Source organism: Kosakonia sp. Marseille-Q7440 (assembly GCF_965119485.1).
In genome coordinates, this window is record NZ_CBCPLT010000001.1 from 240,857 (window position 1) to 265,070 (window position 24,214).

At 56.4% G+C, this 24,214-nt stretch carries 22 protein-coding genes and 1 pseudogene; 12 read left to right on the forward strand and 11 right to left on the reverse strand.

Annotation, left to right across the window (positions count from 1 at the left end):
* Window positions 1-33 precede the first annotated feature (33 nt).
* Both ACWPW2_RS01075 and ACWPW2_RS01080 read right to left on the reverse strand, forming a co-directional pair.
* Window positions 34-2,031, reverse strand: coding sequence for a BCCT family transporter (locus ACWPW2_RS01075; RefSeq protein WP_454121324.1), 1,998 nt, complete (start codon window positions 2,029-2,031; stop codon window positions 34-36).
* 259 nt (window positions 2,032-2,290) lie between these two features.
* On the reverse strand, window positions 2,291-2,836 hold the full coding sequence (locus tag ACWPW2_RS01080; protein WP_270221168.1) for a YfaZ family outer membrane protein: 546 nt from the start codon (window positions 2,834-2,836) through the stop codon (window positions 2,291-2,293).
* 689 nt (window positions 2,837-3,525) lie between these two features.
* Between ACWPW2_RS01080 and ACWPW2_RS01085 the strand changes: the two genes are divergently transcribed.
* Together ACWPW2_RS01085 and rlmB are read left to right on the forward strand one after the other, a co-directional pair.
* Entirely contained in the window at window positions 3,526-5,451 is a 1,926-nt protein-coding gene (locus ACWPW2_RS01085; RefSeq protein ID WP_454121325.1) for a methyl-accepting chemotaxis protein, read from the forward strand.
* A 146-nt stretch (window positions 5,452-5,597) separates the two neighbouring features.
* Entirely contained in the window at window positions 5,598-6,329 is a 732-nt protein-coding gene (gene rlmB / locus ACWPW2_RS01090) for a 23S rRNA (guanosine(2251)-2'-O)-methyltransferase RlmB (RefSeq protein ID WP_023478470.1), read from the forward strand.
* 93 nt (window positions 6,330-6,422) lie between these two features.
* Here the strand turns inward: rlmB and ACWPW2_RS01095 are convergent, their stop codons facing one another.
* Window positions 6,423-7,712, reverse strand: coding sequence for an MFS transporter (locus tag ACWPW2_RS01095; RefSeq protein ID WP_139966769.1), 1,290 nt, complete (start codon window positions 7,710-7,712; stop codon window positions 6,423-6,425).
* A gap of 192 nt (window positions 7,713-7,904) precedes the next feature.
* Between ACWPW2_RS01095 and ACWPW2_RS01100 the strand changes: the two genes are divergently transcribed.
* Window positions 7,905-9,524: an isovaleryl-CoA dehydrogenase gene (locus ACWPW2_RS01100; protein ID WP_454121327.1), complete on the forward strand. Its 1,620-nt coding sequence runs from the start codon at window positions 7,905-7,907 to the stop codon at window positions 9,522-9,524.
* Here ACWPW2_RS01100 and ACWPW2_RS01105 read toward each other — a convergent pair.
* The 3 genes from ACWPW2_RS01105 to bsmA form a co-directional block, all read right to left on the reverse strand.
* Window positions 9,521-11,455 (reverse strand): methyl-accepting chemotaxis protein, encoded by a 1,935-nt coding sequence (locus ACWPW2_RS01105; RefSeq protein WP_454121329.1) that lies wholly within the window; start codon window positions 11,453-11,455, stop codon window positions 9,521-9,523. The two genes, ACWPW2_RS01100 and ACWPW2_RS01105, sit on opposite strands and share 4 nt — an antisense overlap.
* 169 nt (window positions 11,456-11,624) lie before the next feature.
* Window positions 11,625-11,915: a DUF1471 family protease activator YjfN gene (gene yjfN, locus ACWPW2_RS01110; protein ID WP_034811924.1), complete on the reverse strand. Its 291-nt coding sequence runs from the start codon at window positions 11,913-11,915 to the stop codon at window positions 11,625-11,627.
* A 122-nt stretch (window positions 11,916-12,037) separates the two neighbouring features.
* Window positions 12,038-12,367, reverse strand: coding sequence for a biofilm peroxide resistance protein BsmA (bsmA, locus tag ACWPW2_RS01115; RefSeq protein ID WP_071789431.1), 330 nt, complete (start codon window positions 12,365-12,367; stop codon window positions 12,038-12,040).
* Between the two features lie 187 nt (window positions 12,368-12,554).
* Between bsmA and yjfP the strand changes: the two genes are divergently transcribed.
* On the forward strand, window positions 12,555-13,304 hold the full coding sequence (gene yjfP, locus ACWPW2_RS01120; protein WP_454121331.1) for an esterase: 750 nt from the start codon (window positions 12,555-12,557) through the stop codon (window positions 13,302-13,304).
* A gap of 13 nt (window positions 13,305-13,317) precedes the next feature.
* Here the strand turns inward: yjfP and ACWPW2_RS01125 are convergent.
* Window positions 13,318-13,500, reverse strand: a pseudogene (locus ACWPW2_RS01125) (hypothetical protein); the annotation flags it as partial.
* A 267-nt stretch (window positions 13,501-13,767) separates the two neighbouring features.
* Here ACWPW2_RS01125 and rpsF point away from each other — a divergent pair.
* The 5 genes from rpsF (at window position 13,768) to ACWPW2_RS01150 (ending at window position 16,344) form a co-directional block, all read left to right on the forward strand.
* Window positions 13,768-14,163 carry a 30S ribosomal protein S6 gene (gene rpsF, locus ACWPW2_RS01130; RefSeq protein WP_023478405.1) on the forward strand — a complete coding sequence of 132 codons (396 nt, stop codon included), beginning with the start codon at window positions 13,768-13,770 and terminating at the stop codon, window positions 14,161-14,163.
* Window positions 14,164-14,169: 6 nt separating this feature from the next.
* Window positions 14,170-14,484, forward strand: a complete 315-nt coding sequence (priB, locus tag ACWPW2_RS01135; RefSeq protein WP_023478447.1) for a primosomal replication protein N — start codon at window positions 14,170-14,172, stop codon at window positions 14,482-14,484.
* A gap of 4 nt (window positions 14,485-14,488) precedes the next feature.
* A complete protein-coding gene (gene rpsR / locus ACWPW2_RS01140; RefSeq protein WP_005974788.1) occupies window positions 14,489-14,716 on the forward strand; it encodes a 30S ribosomal protein S18 in 228 nt (75 codons plus the stop codon).
* 41 nt (window positions 14,717-14,757) lie between these two features.
* A complete protein-coding gene (gene rplI / locus ACWPW2_RS01145; protein ID WP_042711846.1) occupies window positions 14,758-15,207 on the forward strand; it encodes a 50S ribosomal protein L9 in 450 nt (149 codons plus the stop codon).
* A gap of 207 nt (window positions 15,208-15,414) precedes the next feature.
* Window positions 15,415-16,344: a DMT family transporter gene (locus ACWPW2_RS01150; RefSeq protein ID WP_312121470.1), complete on the forward strand. Its 930-nt coding sequence runs from the start codon at window positions 15,415-15,417 to the stop codon at window positions 16,342-16,344.
* Window positions 16,345-16,365: 21 nt separating this feature from the next.
* Here ACWPW2_RS01150 and ACWPW2_RS01155 read toward each other — a convergent pair whose 3' ends face one another.
* Window positions 16,366-17,007, reverse strand: a complete 642-nt coding sequence (locus tag ACWPW2_RS01155) for a LysM-like peptidoglycan-binding domain-containing protein (protein ID WP_054803030.1) — start codon at window positions 17,005-17,007, stop codon at window positions 16,366-16,368.
* A gap of 263 nt (window positions 17,008-17,270) precedes the next feature.
* On the opposite strand from ACWPW2_RS01155, the gene fklB reads away from it, so the two are divergent.
* Window positions 17,271-17,891: an FKBP-type peptidyl-prolyl cis-trans isomerase gene (fklB, locus tag ACWPW2_RS01160; protein WP_054803029.1), complete on the forward strand. Its 621-nt coding sequence runs from the start codon at window positions 17,271-17,273 to the stop codon at window positions 17,889-17,891.
* A gap of 296 nt (window positions 17,892-18,187) precedes the next feature.
* A complete protein-coding gene (gene cycA, locus ACWPW2_RS01165) occupies window positions 18,188-19,600 on the forward strand; it encodes a D-serine/D-alanine/glycine transporter (protein WP_454121334.1) in 1,413 nt (470 codons plus the stop codon).
* Window positions 19,601-19,658: 58 nt separating this feature from the next.
* Here cycA and ytfE read toward each other — a convergent pair whose 3' ends face one another.
* Window positions 19,659-20,324 (reverse strand): iron-sulfur cluster repair protein YtfE, encoded by a 666-nt coding sequence (gene ytfE / locus ACWPW2_RS01170; protein WP_279793762.1) that lies wholly within the window; start codon window positions 20,322-20,324, stop codon window positions 19,659-19,661.
* Window positions 20,325-20,597: 273 nt separating this feature from the next.
* Between ytfE and ACWPW2_RS01175 the strand changes: the two genes are divergently transcribed.
* Entirely contained in the window at window positions 20,598-22,253 is a 1,656-nt protein-coding gene (locus tag ACWPW2_RS01175) for a methyl-accepting chemotaxis protein (protein WP_139566759.1), read from the forward strand.
* 27 nt (window positions 22,254-22,280) lie between these two features.
* On the opposite strand, the gene ACWPW2_RS01180 is transcribed toward ACWPW2_RS01175, so the two are convergent.
* Entirely contained in the window at window positions 22,281-23,246 is a 966-nt protein-coding gene (locus tag ACWPW2_RS01180; protein ID WP_200134165.1) for a DMT family transporter, read from the reverse strand.
* A 73-nt stretch (window positions 23,247-23,319) separates the two neighbouring features.
* Window positions 23,320-24,144: an AraC family ligand binding domain-containing protein gene (locus ACWPW2_RS01185; RefSeq protein ID WP_454121335.1), complete on the reverse strand. Its 825-nt coding sequence runs from the start codon at window positions 24,142-24,144 to the stop codon at window positions 23,320-23,322.
* Window positions 24,145-24,214: the final 70 nt, after the last annotated feature.

A 24,214-nucleotide genomic window follows, 5' to 3' on the forward strand; every position in this document is an offset into this window, starting at 1 on the left:
AAAAAACACCGCCCGCAGGCGGTGTTGTCGTGGTTAACGAACCAGATGCAGGAAGTGTAGATGCTTTTCATATTGATCAAGAATATCGTTGATCAGCTGCTCCTGATTCCAGCCCATCACATCATAGTTTTGCCCGCCCTCTTTCAGGTAAATTTCAGCGCGATAGTACTTATGCTGTTCCGCCTGTTGTTCATCGTTCTCGAGACCCGAAATCGCAAAGGTCGGGGCGTTGTAACCGCGCAGCCTCACTTCATAAATAAAGTTAAGCTCATCGCCCAGGTCGACTTCAAAGCGAATACGATCGTCCGCCGCGTCGCTGATGGTGCTGCGTGTTCCCTGCTTATTCAGCTCCTCCTGCACCAGCGTCATGGCCGGCTGGATAACATCATCCATAAAGCGTTTTACCAGCGAGCGTTTCGGCAGATAGGCAATATTGCGCAACCTGCGCTGCCACGGAATCGGGTTGCGTGCCGCAGTTGGCGCGATGGTCGCCATACTCTGGCTCTCACGTTTGGTGAGATCCCGGCGCAACGCTTTTAACAGCCCATAAATGGAGATCAGCAGGATCACCGAGAAGGGCAGCGCACTGGCAATGGTCACCGTTTGCAGGGCGCTCAAACCGCCAGCCAGTAGTAGCGCAATCGCCACCACGCCCATCAGCCCGGCCCAGAAGATGCGCTGCCAGACCGGCGTATGGCTTGAGCCGCCGGAGGCGAGGGTATCCACAACCATGGCACCTGAGTCAGCGGAGGTGACAAAGAAAACGATCACCATCGCCATGGCGATAAACGACAGGATGCCGGAGAAAGGGAAGTGCTCAAGGAAGTTAAACAGCGCCAGCGCGACATCCTGCTGCACGGTGTCAGCCAGGTCGCGCGCGCCTTCGGTCATGATGATATGGATCGCGCTGTTACCAAACACCGTCATCCACAGCAGCGTGAAACCTGCCGGGACAAACAGCACGCCGGTGACAAACTCGCGGATCGTTCTGCCACGGGAGACGCGGGCGATAAACATACCGACAAACGGCGACCAGGAGAGCCACCAGCCCCAGTAGAGCAGCGTCCAGCCGCCCAGCCAGTTGCTCGACTTCGGCTCATAGGCGTAAAGGTTGAATGTCTTACTCACCAGCTCGGAGAGATATCCGCCAGTGTTCTCCACAAAGGATTTAAGCAGCAAGACCGTCGGGCCAAGCAGCATCACCAGTGCCAACAGCAGCAGCGCCAGGCTGAGGTTCAGTTCAGAGAGAATACGAATCCCTTTATCCAGCCCCGATACCACGGAAATGGTGGCAAGGCCGGTGATCACGACGATCAAAATAACCTGTACCGTTTCATTAATCGGCACGCCGAATAGGTGATTCAGGCCAGCATTGACCTGCAATACGCCGTAGCCCAGCGAGGTCGCCACGCCAAAGACCGTACCTATTACCGCGAAAATATCGACGGCGTGACCTAAAGGGCCATAAATGCGATCGCCGATAATCGGGTAGAGCGCGGAGCGCAGCGTCAACGGCAAACCATGGCGGTAGCTGAAGAAGGCGAGGATCAACGCGACAATAGCGTAGATAGCCCAGGCATGCAGACCCCAGTGGAAAAAGGTCAGGCGCATCGCCTGTTTCGCCGCCTCGACGGTTTCAGGTGTCCCCACCGGTGGGGACAAGTAGTGCATCACCGGCTCTGCCACGCCAAAGAACATCAGGCCGATACCCATGCCTGCCGAGAAAAGCATGGCGAACCAGGAGTGGTAGCTGAAATCGGGCTGTGCATGGTCGGGGCCAAGTTTTATATCGCCGTAACGCGAAAGCCCAAGGAAGGTGACGCTCAGCAGGATCAGCGCGACGGCAAGGATATAAAACCAGCTGGCATTGGTGAAAAGCTCCTGCTGTAACAGCTTGAATTTGCTGTCAGCCAGCTCGGGGAAAAGCGATGCGAAAGCCACAAGGAGCACGATTAATAACGCCGATGTGAAAAACACCGGCTTATTGATCGTGTTCCCGGCCTTTTTAGTCGAAATATTTTGTTCACTCATAATCTATTCATTCCATAGGTTAGTTGCCCTGAACGGATATAAAGAACAGCGAAATAGTAACAAATATGATGGTCAGGAGAAGTTATTATTCGAATGAATATAACCCTGTAAAACATAAAATTTATGCGGTAATCCCAGGCTCGCAGGGTTTTGCCTTTGTTACTGGAAGGAGAGGCGCAGTAGAGAATCGATCCTGTCAGCACGCCAATTTTAAGGCGGAGGAGTCGGGGAGAAGCGCTCTCCCCGATATGCACGAGTATTAGAAAGTAACGCCAGCGCCTAAATAGGCCCCGTCGATAATGGTGTGGCCCGGGCGACCATCTTTGCCATCGACGCTTGCGTGGCGGTAACCCGCTTTAAGCGTAAGCGGCGTGACAGGCGTCCACTTAATGCCGCCATTCGCTTCGACATAGTTTTTCACGCTGTTGGTCAGACCCTCCGGCGCGGAGTAGCCTTCACCATAGAGATGAATGCTGTCCGTCAGCGCCCAGTCGATACCGCCGCCAATCGGGAAGGCCACGCCGTTATCGCCTTTTTTCGGCCCGAGGTAGACGGCTTTCGTACCGGCAGAGAGGGTCAACGGACCGAGGCCAAAGTTATAGCCCACGCCCAGGCTGCCCAGCTGCGCGCCATCTTTGGTATTTTTTACCCAGTTGCTCTCTGCATATAAGCCGTCTGAGCTTTTGCCTAATTCAGCATTGAGATTGGTGTAGTTCTTACTTTGTTCCGCCGTAAAACCCATTGCCAGGGCGGAACCCGATGCCATCACCAGAGATAAAGATAAAAGTACTGATAATTTTTTCACGTTTGTTACTCCTCAATAATTTCGCAGTGAACTTATCAAGTGAGCGGCTGTCTGAAAAATTGCGCTGGTCTCAAAATGTAAATTGCGTAACGGCTGATATTTAATACCCGTTATGGCTATTATTTAACGATGTCAATGCTGGTTACCCGTCTGGTTTAGCGTTGGTTTAATTCCCCGCCTCAATTAATAGTGAATATTTACCCTGGTTGTTCGTTTTTTAACCATCGCTTTAAATGTGAAAAGTATTACCATCGCAATTAATAATAATTATTTCTCTTTGACCTTAATATGCAGTTACATTCTTTGAAATAATTATATGTGGCATGAACTCTATAACCCTGCTTGCTTACAAGTTTGCATCATCTATCGACCATTGCCGAAGGACTGTGCCGCTTCGCTCAGGCACTCTTGGTCCAGTGCGCAACCGCGTGGTGCAAAATTATTTTTAACGACATTAATAGCACCCTAATAAAATGCAACTGCTAAAAAGCTAAATAAATATGATATATCCTAAGCGAAGCGGTAATATTTTATGCCGAAATGGATTCGTTGTTCGTTGCAGTAATACGTGATTTAGATCATGAATGTTGCACTTTAAGCATAACGTGCAGAATAAATCATAAAGTTAAATTTTATGGCTGACGATAACTGAGAAATAGCGCCCCCAATCTAACTTTATGGTGAACCGTATGTCCGTTACCGCTTTAATAGGAAACATCGCGAATAATCTAAGCGTCGGCAAAAAACTGACCTCCAGTTTTATTATCGTGCTTATTATTATGATGATTACCGTTGCAACAGGTCTTATTGGCTTTAAAAAAGTTGAAGAAAATGCGGATAAAGAAGCGGTTACCGTCCAGATGGTAAATACACTCAGCACCGCACGGCTTAATCGCACCCTTTATCAATATACCGGCTCGGCAGAAAACGCTGATAAAAACCTCAAGGCTTTACAACAGATTATTGAGCTGGCGAAAACGCTGGATACCTTTTCCTGGAGCCAGGAAGGCCAGACAAAAATTGACAGCCTGCAACAGCAAACCGAAACCTATATGGCACAAAGGAGTACCTTTGTTTCGTCAATACAACGCCGTAATGAGCTGGCCGCCGCATTACGTAGCGCAAAGATTGAAGATATCGCCCAGCAGGCCGCCTCACTGAGCGTCAGCGATAGCTTGCCACCTGAAAGCGCGGTGGTGGCCGTGCGCCTTGAAGCGCGGTTGCAGGAGTCGGCGCTGTTAATTGAAGAGCTGATTGACTCCGGTAGCGCTGATACGGCTGCCCGTCTCAGCACCGCACTTCAGCAAAGCGCGGAATATGGTAAAGCGCTCGCCGGGCAGGGCGGAGAACTCGCCTCTTTAAATGCCGCCTTGACCACCGAGCTTGCCAGCCTGCAGGGGAATATTGACCAGTTCGTTACTACGTTTGCCAATCAGGCAACGCAGTCCAAAACCCTGACCGGCACCGCCACTCAGTTAAACGAATCCGTTGAGAATTTCTTCGTCTGGCAGCAGGCGCAGGTGAAGGAAACCATGTCTCATGCGATGACTATCATGCTGCTTGCAGCCGCAGTAGGCATTGCGATTGCGCTGCTGATTGCCTGGCGCATCACCCGTAACATTACCCGCCCGCTGCGTGAAACGCTGCACATTGCCGAGCGCATTTCGCAGGGCGATCTCACCATCTCCATCTCAACCCAACGTCGCGATGAGCCGGGGCTGCTGCTGCAAGCGGTTTCCGTGATGAATGAGAACCTGAAAGAGGTGATCTCCCGTGTGCGTAGCGGCGTGGAGAGCGTATCACGCGCCTCGGCGGAAATCGCCGCTGGCAATATCGATCTCTCTTCGCGTACCGAGCAGCAGTCCGCTGCGGTAGTGGAAACTGCCGCCAGTATGGAAGAGCTGACTTCGACGGTGAAACAGAATGCGGAAAACGCCAGCCACGCCAGCAAACTGGCGGCAGAGGCCTCTTCCAGCGCCGATCGCGGCGGCAAGATCGTTGGTGAAGTGGTCACCACGATGGAGGGGATCCGCGCCAGTTCGCACAAAATTGGCGACATCATCAACGTTATTAACAGCATCGCTTTCCAGACCAATATCCTGGCGCTCAACGCTGCGGTAGAAGCAGCGCGTGCGGGCGAGCAGGGACGCGGGTTTGCCGTTGTCGCAGGCGAGGTCAGAACGCTGGCGCAGCGCAGCGCCACGGCGGCGAAAGAGATTGAAGCCCTGATCCACGAAGCGGGCAGCCAGGTTGAGAACGGCTCTAAGCTGGTGGCGGGTGCCGGTGAAGCGATGGAGGGGATCGTCAACTCTGTGGCTCAGGTCCGCAATATTATGAATGAGATTGCCGGCGCGTCTGAAGAGCAGAGCCGCGGCATTTCGCAGATCGGTCAGGCGATGGCAGAGATGGATACCACCACCCAGCAGAACGCCGCGCTGGTGGAGGAGTCCTCTGCGGCGGCAAGCTCCCTCGAAGAGCAGGCGCGCGAGCTGGAGCAGACCATCTCCATCTTTACCCTATCCGGTCATAAAGCGCAGGCCGCGAAAAAGCCTGCGGTAAGCAAGACCGCCGCGCTTAAACCGGCGCTGGCAGAGACAAGCTGGGAGAGTTTTTAACGCGCATTGACCGGGGTTACCTGAACCTGCCGCCTTGTGCGGCGGGTTAAGTTCGACCTGAGGCGTGGGTTGGTTATAATGGGCGCCGGTGATATCTATCACGGCCCTAACAACCCGGCGCAAACCGCCCCAAATGAGTACCATCAATGAGTGAAATGATTTACGGCATCCACGCGGTGCAGGCCCTGCTGGAGCGCGCCCCGGAGCGTTTTCAGGAAGTCTTTATTCTGAAAGGCCGCGAAGATAAACGTCTTCTGCCGCTGATCCACGCGCTGGAAGCGCAGGGCGTGGTGATCCAGGTGGCGAACCGCCAGTATCTGGATGAGAAGAGCGAAGGCGCGGTGCACCAGGGGATCATTGCACGCGTTAAGCCTGGCCGTCAGTATCAGGAAAACGATCTGCCGGATCTGATCGCCAGCCTCGATCAACCCTTCTTTTTGATCCTCGATGGCGTTACGGATCCCCATAACCTCGGGGCCTGTTTACGTAGCGCCGATGCGGCGGGCGTCCATGCGGTGATCGTACCGAAAGATAAATCGGCGCAGCTGAACGCGACGGCGAAAAAAGTGGCCTGCGGCGCAGCGGAGAACGTACCGCTGATCCGTGTGACCAACCTGGCGCGCACCATGCGTCTGTTACAGGAAGAGAGTATCTGGATCGTCGGCACTGCGGGCGAAGCGGATCACACCCTGTTCCAGAGCAAAATGACCGGCCCGATGGCGCTGGTGATGGGCGCGGAAGGTGAAGGTATGCGCCGTCTGACCCGCGAGCACTGCGATGAGCTGATCAGCATTCCGATGGCGGGCAGCGTCTCCTCGCTGAACGTTTCGGTCGCGACCGGTATCTGCCTGTTTGAAGCGGTACGCCAGCGCAGTTAAGTGCGTTTAATGCCGGATGGCGCTTCGCTTATCCGGCCTACGCAATAATGTCGGATAGTGCTTTGCTTATCCGGCCTACGCAAAATCGCGCTGTTACTCCTCAAGCGAACGCAAATGGTCATCTTTATTGAGCGTCATCAGCGCCGCAATGCTCACCACCGCTGTCGCCATCACGTAATAGGCCGGAATATCCAGGTTACCGGTCTGCTTAATCAGCCCGGTAATGATCAACCCCGCACAGCCCGAAAAAAGCGCGTTTGAGAGCGAATAGGCCACGCCCAGGCCGGTGTAGCGCACGCGCGTTGGAAACATCTCTGACAGCATCGCCGGGCCGGGGCCTGCCAGCACCCCCACCAGACCACCCGCAATCAGCACCACCACCGCTTTCACCGCCAGCGTGCTCGACTCTGCCTGCAAGATTTTGAGCAGCGGCAGCGCGAGGATCAGCAGCAAGATGGTCGCCGTCACCATGACCGTGCGGCGGCCATAACGGTCACTCGCTATTCCGGCAGGTATGATGGTCAGCGCAAAGCCGACGTTGGAGATCACCGCAATCAGCAGCGCCTGGTTAAAGCCGGTATGCAGCGCCGATTGCAGGTAGGTCGGCATAATCACCAGATAGGTGTACCCGGCGGCGGACCACACCATAACCCGACCGATACCCATAAAAATCGCTTTCAGCGTCGCGGCACGGTTGGCCTGCTGGGCGACCGGTTTCTCCTGCTGCTGCACAAAGCTTGGCGTCTCCTCCATGCTCACCCGCAGCCACAGCGCGACCACGCCCATCGGCAGGGCGAGGAAGAAGGGGATACGCCAGCCCCACTCGTGCAGTGCTTCCGGCGTGAGGATCGTCGAGAGCAGCGCCACCACGCCCGCGCCGCTGAGCAGCCCCAGCGCAACGGTAAAGGATTGCCAGGCGCCATACAGCCCGCGTTTACCGCGCGGAGCGAACTCGGTCATCAGCGACACCGCGCCGCCATATTCGCCGCCGGCAAACAGCCCCTGCAAAATACGCAGCCCGGTAATGATTAGCGGTGCGGCAATGCCAATCGAGGCATAGACCGGCACCATGCCGATAGCGGCGGTCGCCAGCGTCATCAGCACCAGAACGATAATCAGCGTCGGTTTACGCCCCAGCCGATCGCCAATGCGCCCAAACAGCACCGCGCCCAGCGGGCGAAAGAAAAAGGCGATGGCAAACGACGCGTAAGTGAGGATCAAGCTGGTCAACCCCGTGTCGCCCGCCAGCTGGAAGAAGTTTTTCGCAATCACGGTGGCGAGAAAGCCATACACCGCAAATTCATACCACTCGATAAAGTTGCCAATCGAGCCGGCGATAAGCGCACGCTTATGCGCATCTGGCGCAGGGTGAGGTGAATGCATAATGATTCTCGTTGGGAAGGTGAGAATAAATTATTCATTAGAATGTCAGCGGGGAAATATATTATTCCTGAATAATGTGAGCCGTTTCACGATTGATCGCAATGATATTACCGCTGTGTGACCCCCCTCCCATGCAGCGCCAGCGCGGGCTGTCCATACTTAGCGGCGTGGCCATTGAAGGAGGGCGAGAGCATGCGCTGGCAAACGCACACCGTTTTTAACCAACCCATTCCCCTGCATAACAGCAACCTGTTTCTGTCTGACCGCCCGCTCTACGACGCAGTGATGCGCGAGGGCGCGGCGTGGGATGCAGAACTGCTCGCCAGCATCGGTCAGCAGCTCGGCACGGCAGAATCTCTTGAACTCGGTCGGCTGGCAAATGCCAATCCACCGGAACTGCTGCGCTACAGCAGCACCGGCGAGCGGCTGGACGATGTGCGCTTTCATCCGGCCTGGCACCTTTTAATGCAGGGACTGTGCAGCAACCGCGTGCATAACCTGGCGTGGGAAGAGCAGGCGCGCGCTGGATCGTTTGTCGCGCGCAGCGCCCGCTTCGTGCTGCATGCGCAGGTGGAGTCCGGCACGCTGTGCCCCATCACCATGACCTTTGCCGCCACGCCATTATTACAGCAGGCACTTCCCGCTGCTTTTGCAGGCTGGCAGCAACCGCTGCTCAGCGATCGCTACGATCCTCATCTGCTGCCGGGCGGGGAGAAGCGCGGGCTGCTTATCGGCATGGGGATGACGGAGAAGCAGGGCGGCTCCGATGTGTTAAGTAACACTACGCGGGCGGAGAGGAGCGGCGATCACTACCGGCTGGTGGGGCATAAGTGGTTCTTTTCGGTGCCGCAAAGCGATGCGCACTTAGTGCTGGCGCAGACGCCGGGCGGGCTATCCTGCTTCTTTGTGCCGCGCTTTCTGCCGGACGGGGAGCGTAACGGCGTGCGCCTTGAGCGGCTCAAAGAGAAGCTCGGCAACCGTTCGAACGCCAGCAGCGAAGCGGAGTTTGTTGACGCCTGCGGCTGGCTGCTCGGCGAAGAGGGCGACGGCGTACGCCAGATCCTCAAAATGGGCGGGCTGACGCGCTTTGACTGCGCCCTCGGCAGCCATGGCCTGATGCGCCGCGCCTTTTCCGTGGCGCTCTATCATGCCCATCATCGCCAGGCGTTTGGCAAAAACCTTGTCGATCAACCTTTAATGCGCGACGTGCTCAGCCGCATGGCGCTCCAGCTGGAGGGGCAAACGGCGATGATCTTTCGCCTCGCCCGCGCATGGGATAACCGGGCGGATGAACAGGACGCGTTATGGGCGCGGCTCTTTACGCCAGTGGCGAAGTTTGCGGTGTGTAAAAGCGGCATGCCGTTCGTTGCCGAAGCGATGGAGGTGCTGGGCGGTATCGGTTACTGCGAAGAGAGCGAACTGCCGCGGCTCTACCGTGAAGTGCCGGTCAACAGTATCTGGGAAGGTTCGGGAAACGTGATGTGCCTGGATGTGCTGCGCGTGCTGGCCAAACAGCCGGGCGTGCTGGCGCTATTAAGCGAGGAGTTTACGGCGGTCAAAGGGCGGGATCGCCATTTCGAACGCGCCTGGCGACAGCTCCAGCCGCGGCTGCGTAAGCCGGACGAAGTGCAGGGGCGGGAAATCACTCAGCAGCTTTGGCTCCTGGGCGTCGGTGCGCAAATGCTGCGGCACGCATCGCCGCCGATAGCGCAGGCGTGGTGCCAGATGATGCTTGATACCCGCGGCGCGTCGCGGATTGATGAACAGGTCAAAAGTGACCTGCTGCTGCGCGCCACGGGCGGAGCCCATTAATCCATTTTTAAGCGGAACAGGCTGACCAGCTCGCTCAGATGCGCCCCTTTTTCACGCAGAATGCGCGCGGTCTCTTCACTCTGGGTCACGCGTCCGGCGTTGATGTGCGTGGCATCGCCAATGTGCGTCATCGCCAGGTTCACCTGATTAATCCCGGCAGATTGTTCATGGGAAGCATGGTTAATCTCATGCACCAACTGGTTGATATTGTTCATGTGATTGATGATCGCCTGCATCGCAATGCGGGTCGCCTCTGACTGAGAGTGGCCTTCGCCCACTTTTTTCAGCGTATCGCCAATCAGTGCGTCAATCTCTTTCACCGCGTTGGCGCTGCGTGCCGCCAGGGCGCGTACTTCCTGGGCGACAACGGCAAAACCTTTTCCGTGCTCGCCTGCGCGCGCCGCTTCCACCGCTGCGTTAAGTGCGAGGATGTTAGTCTGGAAGGCAATTGATTCGATCACATGGGTAATATCGGCGATACGCTGTGAAGCGGCGCGAATATCTTCCATTGTCTCAACGGAGTGTTCGACGGTCTGACCACCTTTTTTCACCGCGTCGGTGGTTTCATTTACCAGGTGCTGAGTCTGCTCCATATTGGCGGCGTTTTGCTGCACGGTGGCGGCAATCTGCTCCATGCTGGCGGAGGTCTCTTCAACGCTGCTGGCCTGCTTATTAATCTGATCGCTGATCTCGCTGCTGTCGGCGGCCAGCGCATTGGTGCCGAGGTTAATCTCGGCGGCCGATTCGCGCACCTGCAGCACAATTTTATGCAGCCCATCGCCGATGCCATTGATCGCGGCGATCAGCTCTCCCACCTCATCATGACAATCCACCGCCAGCGTGGCGCGCAGATCGCCTGCGGCATACTGCTGTGCCAGATCGATCACGCTACGCAGCGGGCGCGATAGCCAGCGGCGAATAATCACCACAAACATCGTCGCGAAGAGCAGGGAGACGATCACGCCCGCCAGCAGGAACTGGTTACGCATGGCGTTAACATCGTGCAGCAGCGTGGCTTTATCGACTTCACCGACGACCGCCCAGTTCCAGCCGGGCAGCGCGGTGTAGGAGAGCAGCAGCGTACGGCCATCGGCGCTCTGCTGTGTCAGGGTGCCGCTCTCGTTGTTCAGCACCGCCTGCAGATCGCTTTCGCTCCACTGCGGGCGTTTGCCCTCCAGGGCGTCGTGGAACAGGTAGTTGCCGAGGTTTTTCCCTGGGTTGCGGTCAATCACGAAGAAGTGCCCGCTCTCGCCCAGCTTGCGCCCGAGGATTTTGCCGCGCATCACCTGCCAGGAGCGGCTGATATCAACGCCGACAAACAGAATGGCGATGGTATTGCCACTGGCATCTTTTACCGGTTGGTACTGGGTGATATAGCGCTTGCCGAACAGCAGCGCGAGGCCGCGATAGACCTCACCTTTCATCACCGATGCAAACGCCGGGCCGGCGGGATCGAGTTTGGTGCCGATCGCGCGATCGCCATTCTCTTTGCGCAGGGAAGTGGCGACACGCACAAACTCATTGCCGCTGCGTACGAAGAGGGTGGCAATCGCGCCGGTACGGTTAAGGAAATCATCGGGAATAGCGTTGTTGTTATGCAGCTCAACATCACCGGCTTTCAGTAGCGGAACATCGATGCCGTTAATCTCGCGGCGCTGTTGCGGGTCAATGGCAAGCGGCTGCGGCAGGAAACTGCCGAACAAGCGGGTGTAGCTTTCAACTTCTTCAGTGAGGCTGCTGTTGAACATCTCTGCCATGTCGACCACGCCGGTGGACTGGCTGTGCAGATCTTCCATAGCCAGCGTTTCCAGCTGTTGGCTGGCGTTGTTGCTCATCAGAAAGGTAAATAAAAGAAATAGCGTCGCAACGCTTGCACCAGTCAGCAAAGAGAGCTTTGCACCAAGGCTGGCACGACGAAAGAGGGCGCTCATAATGTGTCCGTTTTTGTATGTGTGAGCCTCCTTAACGGCAGGGCGCGGACAACATTTAGCGTAGATTTGTAACAATATGTTACACGGATGTATCACCCGAATAACATAATCTTAAAGAAAGTAGGGGCATAAAGAAACGCCCTGAATTAGTGGCTTTTATTGATGACCCTCAGGCGTAAAGAATCGCCTGCACCTGCCATGAATCAACCTGCATCGCCTCCTGCATGCGAATAATGCGATACCAGGAAGCACCCTGTTCATCCGCTTTCAGGGCGATGACACGCTCAACATCTTGCTGGCTGCCTGCGACGTTATCGACCGAGATAAGGCCAATTTCGTTAAGCCCCGTGACGCGGTCGGCGCAGGCGAACTCGGCGGACTGCGCGGTGGTGTTCAGCATACCGGCAGAGAGTAACAGCGAGTTTAAGGCGAGAGATTGTTTCATTGTCGTCAGCTCCATTTTTCGCTACCCCGAGTCGGATCGGGGCTTCCTTACGCACAAGAGAAGTCAGAACCCAATAGTGCACAGAAGAACATCAATGGACGCAAAGCAGTGTAAAAGTCCTTAAAATCAATACCTCGCTACGATCGATAAAGCAGGGCGCGACCATACCAACGGCCGGGGAATACGCTGTCATCCATCATTATGATGACGTAATAGTCTGCTTTCGCCTCGGAGGCTTTGGCTTTGAGCGCTGTTTCTACATCCATGGGCGAGCCCATTACCGTGACGTTAACCGCCCCGATCTCCCGCAATCCCTGCGTCTGATTTCGACTAATCTCTTGCGGAGTTTCTTTTGCTGGCGGCGCTGGCTGCGGCTTGCCTTCCAGCGCGGCACAGCCGCTGATAAGCAGGGCAAACAACAGCGGCAGCAGGGCACGCATCGGTTTCTTATCTCTACTGATAGCCATAGTGTAGTTCCTGATGGGTTTCACTTTGGGGGTCATGTTCCCGAAGTGTTAGCTTGAGCACTGATTTCGAATGAAAGTGTTTTGAAAGCGTAAGCTGGCTCTCATCATGCGCAATGCTTATGCGGAATCTGGCTTGCGCCAGCGCGCTGCGGGTGGCATATCTGCACTATAGATCACGGAGGGAAAAATGATTGAAATTCAGACAGACCACTTTGCAGGTAATGAGGCGCTGCACGCCTTCCCGGCCGGAAAAGGGCAACAACCGCTCCCCTGCGTCGTGTTCTACCACGGCTTCACCTCATCAAAGCTGGTTTACAGCTACTTCGCCGTCGCGCTGGCGCAGGCGGGTTTTCGCGTGATCATGCCCGACGCGCCCGATCATGGCGCGCGCTTTAGCGGCAACGCTGAGCGCCGCTTGCGTCAGTTCTGGCAAATCTTGCAGGGCAATCTTGAAGAGTTTGCCGCGCTGCGTGATGCGCTGCACCAGCGCAATCTGATTGAAGAGAACCGGCTGGCGGTGGGCGGCGCATCCATGGGCGGCATGACGGCGCTGGGCATTATGACTCGTCACCCGGAGGTGCGCTGCGTCGCCAGCCTGATGGGATCGGGCTACTTCACCTCGCTTGCCCGCACGCTGTTTCCGCCGCTTGAAATCACTAACGCCGCGCAACAGGAAACTTTCGACGCTATTCTCGCGCCGCTGGCGAAGTGGGAAGTGACGGGCCAGCTGGAGAGAGTCGCCGATCGCCCGCTGCTGCTGTGGCATGGCGAAGCGGATGATGTCGTGCCCGCAGCGGAATCCTTCCGATTACAGCAGGCGCTGGCCGACACGCAGTGTGACGCCAGGCTTACCACTCTGTGGGAAGCGGGAGTTGCTCATCGCATTACGCCGCAGGCGCTGGAGGCGACGGTCGGCTTTTTTAGCCGTCATCTTTAAGCGGCGGGGCGGGATCCGGGCGTTGGATCAGCACCGGTTCGGCGTCGCTTCCGTCGGTAAGGTTATGATTAATATAGATAACACCTAAGCTCTGCACGTCATCCATATTGCGGGCTTGCGGTGGGGGAAGGTTGATCGCTGCGCTAGCCTGGGCGCTGAGCAGCAGGGTTGCTAGTAAAAGTGCGATGTATTTCATGATATTACGCTCCAGTACGTCTTCGGGAACTATCGCCTGTACATCTCTTCTCCTTATGGTTGTGAGGTGCGCTGGTTAAGTGTAATTCGCCGTGGCGGCTTCTCTTGGCGCTTAGTGCGAATTAATTGTGCAATTCACCTTGAGTTCCTGGGGGGACGCCAGTATTATGACGCGTCAATTTTTCAGCCGACCTTTAACACGTTCCTTGCCTCCCCGGGCCTCGGCTGACCCAGACAGGAGGCTGAATAATCCGTAAGGAGCAATTCGATGCGTCATTACGAAATCGTTTTTATGGTCCATCCTGACCAGAGCGAACAGGTTCCGGGCATGATCGAACGTTACACTGGTGCAATCACTGCAGCAGAAGGTACGATCCACCGTCTGGAAGACTGGGGCCGCCGTCAGCTGGCTTACCCGATCAATAAACTGCACAAAGCACACTACGTTCTGATGAACGTTGAAGCGCCGCAGGAAGCGATCGATGAGCTGGAAACAAACTTCCGCTTCAACGACGCCGTTATCCGTAGCATGGTTATGCGTACTAAGAACGCGGTAACCGAAGCATCTCCGATGGTTAAAGCGAAAGACGAGCGCCGTGAGCGTCGCGATGATTTCGCAAATGAAACCGCAGATGATGCAGATGCTGGGGATTCTGAAGAGTAATTCCTGATGACCAACCGTCTGGTGTTGTCCGGCACCGTGTGCAGGACGCCGCTGCGAAAGGTCAGCCCGTCAGGAATTCCACACTGCCAGTTCGTGCTTGAGCACCGCTCTGTGCAGGAGGAAGCCGGTTTTCACCGGCAGGCGTGGTGCCAAATGCCTGTAATAATCAGCGGGCAGGAGAACCAGGCCATTACTCACAGTATAACGGTCGGTAGCGCAGTAACCGTTCAGGGGTTCATCAGTTGCCACAAGGCAAAGAACGGCCTGAGCAAAATGGTTCTGCATGCCGAGCAGATTGAATTGATAGATTCTGGAGACTAGCCAAATGGCACGTTATTTCCGTCGTCGCAAGTTCTGCCGTTTCACCGCGGAAGGCGTTGTTGAGATTGATTACAAAGATATCGCTACGCTGAAAAACTACATCACCGAAAGCGGTAAGATTGTCCCGAGCCGTATCACCGGTACCCGTGCAAAATATCAGCGTCAGCTGGCACGCGCTATCAAACGCGCTCGCTACCTGTCCCTGCTGCCGTACACTGATCGTCATCAGTAATCGGTCACGGTCCATTAATACGACTTTGAGAGGATAAGGTAATGCAAGTTATTCTGCTTGATAAAGTAGCAAACCTGGGTAGCCTGGGTGATCAGGTTAACGTTAAAGCGGGCTACGCTCGTAACTTCCTGGTACCGCAGGGTAAAGCTGTTCCGGCTACCAAGAAAAACGTTGAGTATTTCGAAGCACGTCGCGCTGAGCTGGAAGCCAAACTGGCTGACGTTCTGGCGGCTGCTAACGCTCGTGCTGAGCAAATCAATGCACTGGGCACCGTTACCATCGCGTCTAAAGCAGGCGACGAAGGTAAACTGTTCGGTTCCATCGGTACCCGCGATATCGCTGACGCTGTAACTGCAGCTGGCGTTAAAGTGGCGAAGAGCGAAGTTCGTATGCCGAACGGCGTTCTGCGTACCACCGGTGAGCACGAAGTGGACTTCCAGGTTCACAGCGAAGTATTCGCTAAGCTGACTGTAAACGTAGTTGCTGAGTAATTTTTTACTCTTCACTGCGCTCTGAGTTGTTCGGGTCTGCAGGCGCTAACGCCTCTGCAACATGGACGACAACGAGAGACGAAGCGCCGGCCTTGTGCCGGCGTTTTGCTTTTCTGCCCCGCCGACAATTCCCGCCTTTCCCGGTAGCTATTTGCGCCGCATTCTCAGATACTAAATTGAAACGCAATTTTATTTTTGAGATTAGCCATGGATTCCCCTCTGCCCGCTCCCGTTTTTGCCCGTCGTCATATCGCTTACGCCTGCGCCACGCTCTGCTGTCTGTTATGGGGTAGCTCCTATCCGGCGATCAAAAGCGGTTATGAACTGTTTCATATCGCTACCGACGATATCCCCTCCAAAGTGGTGTTTGCCGGGTACCGTTTTCTCTTTGCCGGGGCGCTACTGCTGCTGTTCGCGCTGGCGCAGCGTAAACCGATCGCCAGGCTTAGCGCTTCGCAGTTTGGGCAGCTGACGCTGCTCGGGCTGACCCAGACCTCGCTGCAATACACCTTCTTTTATATCGGCCTTGCCTATACGACGGGGGTGAACGGATCGATCATGAATGCTACCGGCACCTTCTTCAGCGTGCTGCTGGCGCACTTCATCTATCACAATGACAAGCTGAGCTATAACAAAACCCTCGGCTGTGTGCTGGGCTTCGCGGGCGTGATGCTGGTGAACTTCCACGGCGGGCTGGCGGATTTCCGCTTTGTCTGGCAGGGCGACGGCTTTGTCATTCTGGCGGCGTTTATCCTCTCTGCCGCCACGCTGTACGGTAAGCGGATTTCGCAAACGGTCGATCCAACGGTGATGACCGGCTGGCAGCTGGCGATAGGCGGCCTGGCGCTGCTGGCGGGCGGCTATTTTACGGGCGGAACGCTGGCGGTGGATAGCGCGGCGGCGGTTGCGGTGCTCGCCTACCTGACGCTGCTCTCTTCTGTCGCCTTCGCTCTTTGGAGTGCCCTGCTGAAAGTGAACCGCGTCAGCATGATCGCCCCCTTTAACTTTGTGATTCCGGTGGCAGGCTCGGTGCTGTCGGCCATCTTCCTCGGCGAGAATATTCTGGAGTGGAAATACGCTGTCGCGCTGGTGCTGGTCTGTACGGGGATCGCGTGGGTCAATAAGCGCGCCGGGTGATCGCTGCCCGGCGCATAAAGTTTAGCGGGCGCGGATAAAGCTGCCGTCCGGCTGGCGGGTAAAGAGCACCTGCTGGCCGCTGGTCTCAATCGTCAGGCCGGTGACCACGCCGCTGGCGTTCTGGCGGATCTTCACCATCTGGCCGCTTTGCAGATTGCTGAGCGGCTTGCCGTCGCCCTCGACCTTCGCCATCGCGTAGACATCCGTTGGCGGCAAATTGTGGTCGCGGAACAGCTGCGCGAGAGTTTTCCCTTCGCCTACCCGGTAGGTGCGCCACTGCTGCTCAATGCCGCTACTGGTCGCCAGCGGCTGGCTGTTTTGCTCTGCGGTGGGCTGCTGCTCGGTTGAAGGCTGCTGCTCAATCGACTCCTGCTGCTGCATCGACGCTTCCGCGCTGGGTGCGTTGAGCTGCGGGTCGTTGACCACCTGCGGCGGCGCGACATTAGGCGAGTTTTGCAGATCGAGCTGCGCATCGCGCGCCTCACCGCTGCGCTGCGGCACGCTCTCATCCGTTGTCGGCAGCAGAAAGCCGATAATAACCAGCAGCGCCGCCAGAATCAGGCCGCGGCGGTGAAGAGGCGGGAGCGGATCCATCAGGCGAAAATTGTCCGGGGCATGCCAGATCTTCGCAAGGGTAGGTTTCAGTTCAAATCGCCCGGGCATGGCTCTCCTCCTGCTCCGCGTCATTTAATATCCTGTCTCGTTGAGTATATACACTTTATCTCCCTGCATTGGCGTTCGCGGCGTTTAAGCGCATGAAAGCCCGTACAAAGTACTATTTTGTCACCACAATGCAGGGTTTTGCTAACGTGAACCATTCTTTCCCTTTCGCGCCCTTTTGTCATCTTTCCCGTGACAAAGTTGTGCCCGGCCCAGGGCGGCTGTTATGCTGCGCGCTACTTTAAAAAGCGATGGAAGGAAAACCCATGACCACCCCAACTTTTGACACGATCGAAGCGCAAGCCAGCTACGGCATTGGTTTGCAGGTAGGACAGCAGCTGAGCGAATCCGGGTTAGAGGGGCTGTTACCGGAAGCGCTGGTCGCGGGTATCGCCGATGCGCTGGCGGGCAAACAGCCTGCTGTACCGGTAGACGTTGTTCATCGCGCGCTGCGTGAAATCCACGAACGTGCTGACGCGGTTCGTCGCTCCCGTTTCGAAGAGATGGCGGCAGAAGGCGTGAAATACCTTGATGAGAACCGCGAGCGCGAAGGCGTTAACAGCACCGAATCCGGTCTGCAATTCCGCGTTATCACCCAGGGCGAAGGCGCTATCCCGGCACGCACCGACCGCGTACGCGTCCACTACACCGGTAAGCTGATCGACGGCACCGTATTTGACAGCTCCGTCGCGCGCGGCGAACCGGCTGAATTCCCGGTTAACGGCGTGATCGCTGGCTGGATCGAAGCCCTGACCCTGATGCCGGTTGGCTCCAAATGGGAACTGACCATTCCGCACAACCTCGCTTACGGCGAGCGCGGCGCTGGCGCATCCATCCCGCCATTCAGCACGCTGGTGTTTGAAGTGGAACTGCTGGAAATTCTGTAAGTTTCGGCGCAAAACTCCTCTCTTTTAATAGAGGAGAGGGGTTTTAACTTCGTGAATCGTTGGTAAACAGAACTATTAGCAATATATTATCTTGCAAAGCGCACAATCAGGTGTATTTTTGTGAGCTGTTTCGCATTTGCCAGGTGATATAACACTCACTTTAAACAAATATTTAACATTCGATTTAATTCAGAGTATTCATCCCGCCGATTCTTACCTAATATCGATGCGTCCATTAAGGACGAAGCAGACACGTAAAGGCCAGCAGAGCCCAACAACACAGACAGGAAAACAACATGGTAGATCAAGTTAAAGCCGACGCTGATAATGCGGCCCCGGCTGAACAGTCGCTACGGCGTAATCTTACAAACCGGCATATTCAGCTAATTGCTATTGGCGGTGCTATTGGTACCGGTTTATTTATGGGTTCCGGCAAAACAATTAGCCTCGCTGGCCCGTCAATCATCTTCGTTTATATGATCATCGGCTTTATGCTGTTTTTCGTTATGCGTGCGATGGGCGAATTACTGCTTTCCAACCTCGAATATAAATCTTTTAGCGACTTCGCCGCCGACCTGCTCGGGCCGTGGGCGGGGTATTTTACCGGCTGGACCTACTGGTTCTGTTGGGTCGTCACCGGCATGGCGGACGTGGTCGCCATTACTGCTTATGCACAATTCTGGTACCCCGGCCTTGCCGACTGGGTCGCCGCGCTGGCCGTGGTCGTCGTGCTACTGAGCCTCAACCTTGCGACAGTGAAAATGTTCGGCGAGATGGAGTTCTGGTTCGCGATGATCAAAATCGTCGCCATTGTGGTGCTGATTATTGTCGGCGTCGGTATGGTGCTGATGCATTTCAAATCGCCGACCGGCGTTGAAGCCTCCTTCAGCCACTTGTGGAATGAGGGCGGCTGGTTCCCGAAAGGTATCAGCGGCTTCTTTGCAGGCTTCCAGATAGCAGTGTTTGCCTTTGTCGGTATCGAACTGGTCGGCACAACCGCCGCGGAGACGAAAGATCCGGAGAAATCCCTGCCGCGCGCCATCAACTCGATTCCGATTCGTATCATCATGTTCTACGTCTTCGCGCTGATTGTGATTATGTCGGTCACGCCGTGGAGCTCCGTGGTTGCCGATAAGAGCCCGTTTGTTGAGCTGTTCGTGCTGGTTGGCATTCCGGCGGCAGCGAGCATCATCAACTTTGTGGTGCTGACTTCAGCCGCCTCTTCCGCCAACAGCGGCGTCTTCTCCACCAGCCGTATGCTGTTTGGCCTGGCGCAGGATGGCGTGGCACCGAAAGCGTTCGCCAAACTCTCTAAACGCGCGGTACCGGCGAAAGGGCTCACCTTCTCCTGCATCTGCCTGCTGGGCGGTGTGGTGATGCTCTATGTCAATCCGAGCGCGATTGCGGCGTTCACCATGATCACCACCGTATCGGCGATCCTGTTTATGTTCGTCTGGACCATCATTCTCTGCTCGTATCTGGTCTATCGTAAACAGCGCCCCCAACTGCACGAAAAATCGATCTACAAAATGCCGCTCGGCAAAGTGATGTGCTGGGTGTGCATGGCGTTCTTCCTGTTTGTGCTGGTGCTGCTGACGCTGGAAGCGGACACTCGCCAGGCGCTGATCGTCACACCGCTGTGGTTTGTGGTGCTGGGCGCGGGCTGGATCTTTGCCGGTAAGAAGCGCATTGCTAACCGCAAGCCATAAAAAAAGAGCCGCGAGGCGGCTCTAAACTTCCATATCAAGGACGCTCTCGGGCGTCTTTTTATTTTTCACCTGCGAGGGCACGCGGGAAAAGGTTGTTGTTCTCCAGGCTGATGTGTTCCATCAAATCATCAATCAGCGTGTTGATACCGTTATACATCGCCTTCCAGGTGGTGCAGGCTTCCGGCGGTGGCGTCACATTCTGCGTGGTGTGCTTAATCACCTCCAGCAGCTCGCCCGCCTCATCATGTTCGCTTTCCATCACGCTGATTGGCCCCATCGCCTGCGCACCCATGCCCTGTTTAATCATCGGGAAGAGGATCTGCTCCTCCTTCATCATGTGGCTGGAGAGCTCCTCGTGCAGCATGGTGAGGTATTTGGTTAACCCGCGCGGCACATTCGGTTTATCGGCGTGGACGCGCTCCACTTTGCTGGCTTGCAGAATCAGCTCCGGCAGCTGTTCGCGGTGGCGATCGTGGTAACGCACAATGATGTGGTCGATGATCTCTGCCAGCGGTGCCGTGCGCCACTCCTTGTCGAGAGGTTGCTCAGCCAGCTTCGCCAGTTCGGCTTCAATGGCGTCGATATCGAGCGCTTTACGCGCCGCCGAGCGGCCCAGCGTCTGCTTACCGCCGCAGCAGTAATCCATATCATATTTACGAAACAGGGCAGAAGCGCGCGGAATGGAGAGCGCCAGCTCGCCCAGCGGTTGATCGCGGAAAGCCATAGCAGTTACCTCATCGTGGAGTCTATAAGTTGTATTTTAAATGCATCTTTAGCGCGATGATATACCCCTTACGGAGAACGGGGCACTCCTTATTCCTTTCTTGCGTGAAAAACCGTGATACTCGTCACAAAAAATCTTTCGAAATTAACACATTGAATACAATTACTTTTTCTGGAAAGTTTTGGATAGGGCAAATTATTGACATTAAACAACTTTTCATCGCTGCCGATAGTCTCTGTTCTGACAATATTCTGTACGCAATAAAGGCCGACGATGTTCAAACGTATCAAAGTTATAACTTTATTAATCATGGTTTTAGTTGTGCTTGGCGCACTTCAGCTGATTTCAGCTGGCGTTTTCATTAGTGCGCTAAACAATGACAAGCACAACTTCAATGTTTCCCAGGTATCGAGCCAGAACGTATCCGAATTTACCGATGCGTGGATCAGCCTCAACCAGGCGCGTGTCACCCTGAACCGCGGCATGCTGCGCTTACAGAGCAGCACCGCCAGCCAAATTAACGGTGGCCAACTTGGTGAGCTGGTGCAAGACGCCACCAACCTGCTTAACCAGGCGCAGCAGCACTACGATATTTACTACAAGCTGCCGCAGACGCCGGGTATGGACCAGGCACTCTCTGACGAGCTGGAGAAGCAGTACAGCACCTACCACGCAACGCTGACCGAGATGAACCGCCTGCTGCTGGCCGGTAAGCTGGAAGATATGTTCCGTCAGAATGCGCAGAAAAAACAGGAAGGGATGGAGAAGAGCTACCGTGCCTGGCGCGCCGAGCAGGCTAAGCTTGCCAGCGACGGCGTGCAGCAGAACGAACATGACTACATCCGCATTCTCTGGATCCTGGCGGCAGTAATGGTCGTCGTGCTGGCTGTTATCGCCATGAGCTGGGTGGCAATGCAGCGCGTGCTGCTGAAGCCGCTGCATGAAGTTATGGGCCACATTCGCCATATCGCTACCGGTGATTTGACTCATGCGATCCACGCCGAAGGCTCCAACGAGATGGCGCGTCTGGCGCAGAACGTGCAGGAGATGCAGCAGTCGCTGGTGAAAACCGTTAGCGTGGTGCGCGATGGCGCAGACACTATCTATACCGGTGCCGGTGAAATCTCTATCGGTAACAACGATCTCTCTTCGCGTACCGAGCAGCAGGCGGCCTCGCTGGAAGAGACCGCAGCCAGCATGGAGCAGCTGACCGCGACGGTGAAACAGAACGCCGACAACGCCCGTCAGGCAACGCAGCTGGCGCTTAACGCCTCCGGTACCGCGAAGAAAGGCGGTGAAGTGGTAGATGGCGTGGTGCGTACCATGGACGAAATCGCCGCCAGCTCCAGCAAAATTGCCCAGATCACCAACGTGATCGATGGTATCGCCTTCCAGACCAACATCCTGGCGCTGAACGCCGCAGTTGAAGCTGCCCGTGCCGGTGAGCAGGGTCGTGGTTTTGCCGTAGTGGCAGGTGAAGTGCGTACGCTGGCACAGCGCAGCGCGCAGGCCGCGAAAGAGATCAAAGGGCTGATTGATGACTCCGGTAATCGCGTAAGCGCCGGTTCAGCGCTGGTTCACGAAGCCGGTGAAACCATGGCTGAAATCGTCAGTGCGGTAACGCGTGTGACGGATATCATGGGCGAAATCTCTTCCGCGTCTGATGAGCAGAGCCGTGGTATCGACCAGGTTGGCCAGGCTGTTGCCGAGATGGATCGCGTGACCCAGCAGAACGCCTCGCTGGTGCAGGAGTCCGCCGCTGCGGCCGCTGCGCTGGAAGAGCAGGCCGCTCGCCTGACCGAAACCGTTGCGGTGTTCAAAGTGAACCGCAGCCGTGACGTTCAGCGTCCTGCGTTGCGCTCGCCGGTTGCCATGGCGAAGACGCCGGCTGCGGCCAGCGTTAACGAAGCCAACTGGGAAACCTTCTGATTAAAACCCGGCGTAAGCCGGGTTTTTTTATGGCTGCTCAAGGGATGTGATACGGGCTTTCTGCGGTTTCGACGCGACAGCCATCACCACGCCGCCAATCAGCAGGGTAATGCCGAGCAGGGTTAAGAGCGGCGGCAGGCTCTGGCGCAGCAGGAAGGTATAGAGCAGCCCGGCAAGGGTTTCAAAGACGATCAGCGGGCCGACAATCACCGTCGGCAGACGCTGGCAGGCAATATTCCAGCACAGCGCACCCACCCACGAGCAGAGCACCGCAATGATGAACATCAGGCCGATAAACAGCAGCGGACGCGGGCCGAAGGGGAGCGCAAAGTCGGGCTGCTGAACGTCAAGCCACAGACACGCCGCAAGATAGCCTACCAGGGACAACGGCAGCGTCACCAGCGCCTGCGCCGTTGCCCACATCATCGGGTTCTTATCCGGATTTTCCCGCAGCCAGCGCGCGTTACGCAGCGCATACCATGCCCAGCAGGCCACCGAAACAAAGGCCAGCGCAATGCCTGAGCCATACCGGCTCCAGCTAAAATCCGCAATCCCCTGGCGCAGTTCGGCAACGTTCACACACCCCAGTCCGACGGCGATGGCGATCAGCGCGGGCAGCAGTCGTCCCCAGGCGAGCTTGCCGTCACGCTGGCTGTAGAGCAGGTTAGCGCACACCGGGATCACCACCGGCAGCGTGGCGATAATCATCGTCGACACCGGGCCACCGGTGCGCTGGATAGCGCTGGCAAGGCAGACGTAGTAGATCAGATTACCCATCAAGGTCAGCCACAGTGCAGTCCACCAGTCGCCGCGCGTTAGCTGGCGCAGACGCGCACGCCCAAGCCACGCTAACGGCAGCGCGATCAGCCCCAGCGCCAGGTAGCGCCCCGTCGATTGCAGGGCGGCCGGGTAGTCCGGCACGATCAGCGGCCCGACAAAAATCAGCCCCCAAAACAGCCCGGCGAGCAAGGCATACAACACACCACTTACCATCTCTTCACCTCTTTTATCTGGTTGACGCCAGTGTAGGGGAGCAGGGCGGGGGCGTATTGTAGGAGATTGCGCATTATCGGCGCGCAACCTGCTTTTGGTAGCGCACCGGAGTAATGCCGTAGCGCAGGGTGAAGGCGCGGGTGAGGTGGGATTGATCCGTCAGGCCCGTTAAGGCGGCAACATCTGCCGCAGGCATTCCCTGGGTGAGAAAATGCTTGGCGCGCCACAGGCGGATTGCCATCAGCATCTGGTGCGGCGTGACGTGAAAATGGGCTTTGAACTGGCGCTGGAAATGGTAGGGGCTGAGCGCCGCGACGCTTGCCAGATCGTCGAGCGTCAGGCTGCGCATATAGTTGTCATGCAGATACTCGCGCACCCGCTCAAAACGGTGCGCCCCTTCCCGGCGCTGCGGCGCGTGCTGCGCCAGCGGGCGAAAGGTATCAATCAGATCGAGCAGCACACCCTGTTGCGCCAGCGGATCGTCGGTGTGCCAGAGGGCATAAATATGGCCGCAGATCTGGCGGGCGCGCAGCGCATCGAGCCGCGTAACGTCGCGAAACCACCAGTGACGCACGCCGGTTACCTGCTCGAGCAGATCGGGGTCGAGATAGACCATGCGGTAGCGCCACCCCTCTTCACCTACCGCTTCGCCGGTGTGGATCTCATCGGGGTTCATGGTGACGATGGCGTTGGTCGGGGCGACATGCTGCGTCCCACGATAGCGAAAGCGCTCGGCACCGGATTCAATCGCGCCAATGCCAAACGCTTCATGGGTATGGGGCTCAAAGGCGTAGCGGGAGATGTGCGCATGGTACAACTCCACCCCCGGCAACTGCGCCAGGTGGCGAAACCGCGCGCTGTCGCGCTCATCAATAAACTGCTCAGGTACGCCTTCCACACTTCACCTCCCCCGGAACATGCCCTCTATTATTAGGGATGGCCCGGTGAGAGGCTATAAAATTTAACCA

Excerpts from the sequence above, each read along its gene's own strand:
- ACWPW2_RS01075 (WP_454121324.1), bottom strand. The coding sequence starts at position 2,031 with ATGAGTGAACAAAATATTTCGACTAAAAAGGCCGGGAACACGATCAAT.
- ACWPW2_RS01085 (WP_454121325.1), top strand. The coding sequence starts at position 3,526 with ATGTCCGTTACCGCTTTAATAGGAAACATCGCGAATAATCTAAGCGTC.
- rlmB (WP_023478470.1), top strand. The coding sequence starts at position 5,598 with ATGAGTGAAATGATTTACGGCATCCACGCGGTGCAGGCCCTGCTGGAG.
- ACWPW2_RS01095 (WP_139966769.1), bottom strand. The coding sequence starts at position 7,712 with ATGCATTCACCTCACCCTGCGCCAGATGCGCATAAGCGTGCGCTTATC.
- ACWPW2_RS01100 (WP_454121327.1), top strand. The coding sequence starts at position 7,905 with ATGCGCTGGCAAACGCACACCGTTTTTAACCAACCCATTCCCCTGCAT.
- ACWPW2_RS01105 (WP_454121329.1), bottom strand. The coding sequence starts at position 11,455 with ATGAGCGCCCTCTTTCGTCGTGCCAGCCTTGGTGCAAAGCTCTCTTTG.
- yjfN (WP_034811924.1), bottom strand. The coding sequence starts at position 11,915 with ATGGAGCTGACGACAATGAAACAATCTCTCGCCTTAAACTCGCTGTTA.
- bsmA (WP_071789431.1), bottom strand. The coding sequence starts at position 12,367 with ATGGCTATCAGTAGAGATAAGAAACCGATGCGTGCCCTGCTGCCGCTG.
- yjfP (WP_454121331.1), top strand. The coding sequence starts at position 12,555 with ATGATTGAAATTCAGACAGACCACTTTGCAGGTAATGAGGCGCTGCAC.
- rpsF (WP_023478405.1), top strand. The coding sequence starts at position 13,768 with ATGCGTCATTACGAAATCGTTTTTATGGTCCATCCTGACCAGAGCGAA.
- priB (WP_023478447.1), top strand. The coding sequence starts at position 14,170 with ATGACCAACCGTCTGGTGTTGTCCGGCACCGTGTGCAGGACGCCGCTG.
- rpsR (WP_005974788.1), top strand. The coding sequence starts at position 14,489 with ATGGCACGTTATTTCCGTCGTCGCAAGTTCTGCCGTTTCACCGCGGAA.
- rplI (WP_042711846.1), top strand. The coding sequence starts at position 14,758 with ATGCAAGTTATTCTGCTTGATAAAGTAGCAAACCTGGGTAGCCTGGGT.
- ACWPW2_RS01150 (WP_312121470.1), top strand. The coding sequence starts at position 15,415 with ATGGATTCCCCTCTGCCCGCTCCCGTTTTTGCCCGTCGTCATATCGCT.
- ACWPW2_RS01155 (WP_054803030.1), bottom strand. The coding sequence starts at position 17,007 with ATGCCCGGGCGATTTGAACTGAAACCTACCCTTGCGAAGATCTGGCAT.
- fklB (WP_054803029.1), top strand. The coding sequence starts at position 17,271 with ATGACCACCCCAACTTTTGACACGATCGAAGCGCAAGCCAGCTACGGC.
- cycA (WP_454121334.1), top strand. The coding sequence starts at position 18,188 with ATGGTAGATCAAGTTAAAGCCGACGCTGATAATGCGGCCCCGGCTGAA.
- ytfE (WP_279793762.1), bottom strand. The coding sequence starts at position 20,324 with ATGGCTTTCCGCGATCAACCGCTGGGCGAGCTGGCGCTCTCCATTCCG.
- ACWPW2_RS01175 (WP_139566759.1), top strand. The coding sequence starts at position 20,598 with ATGTTCAAACGTATCAAAGTTATAACTTTATTAATCATGGTTTTAGTT.
- ACWPW2_RS01180 (WP_200134165.1), bottom strand. The coding sequence starts at position 23,246 with ATGGTAAGTGGTGTGTTGTATGCCTTGCTCGCCGGGCTGTTTTGGGGG.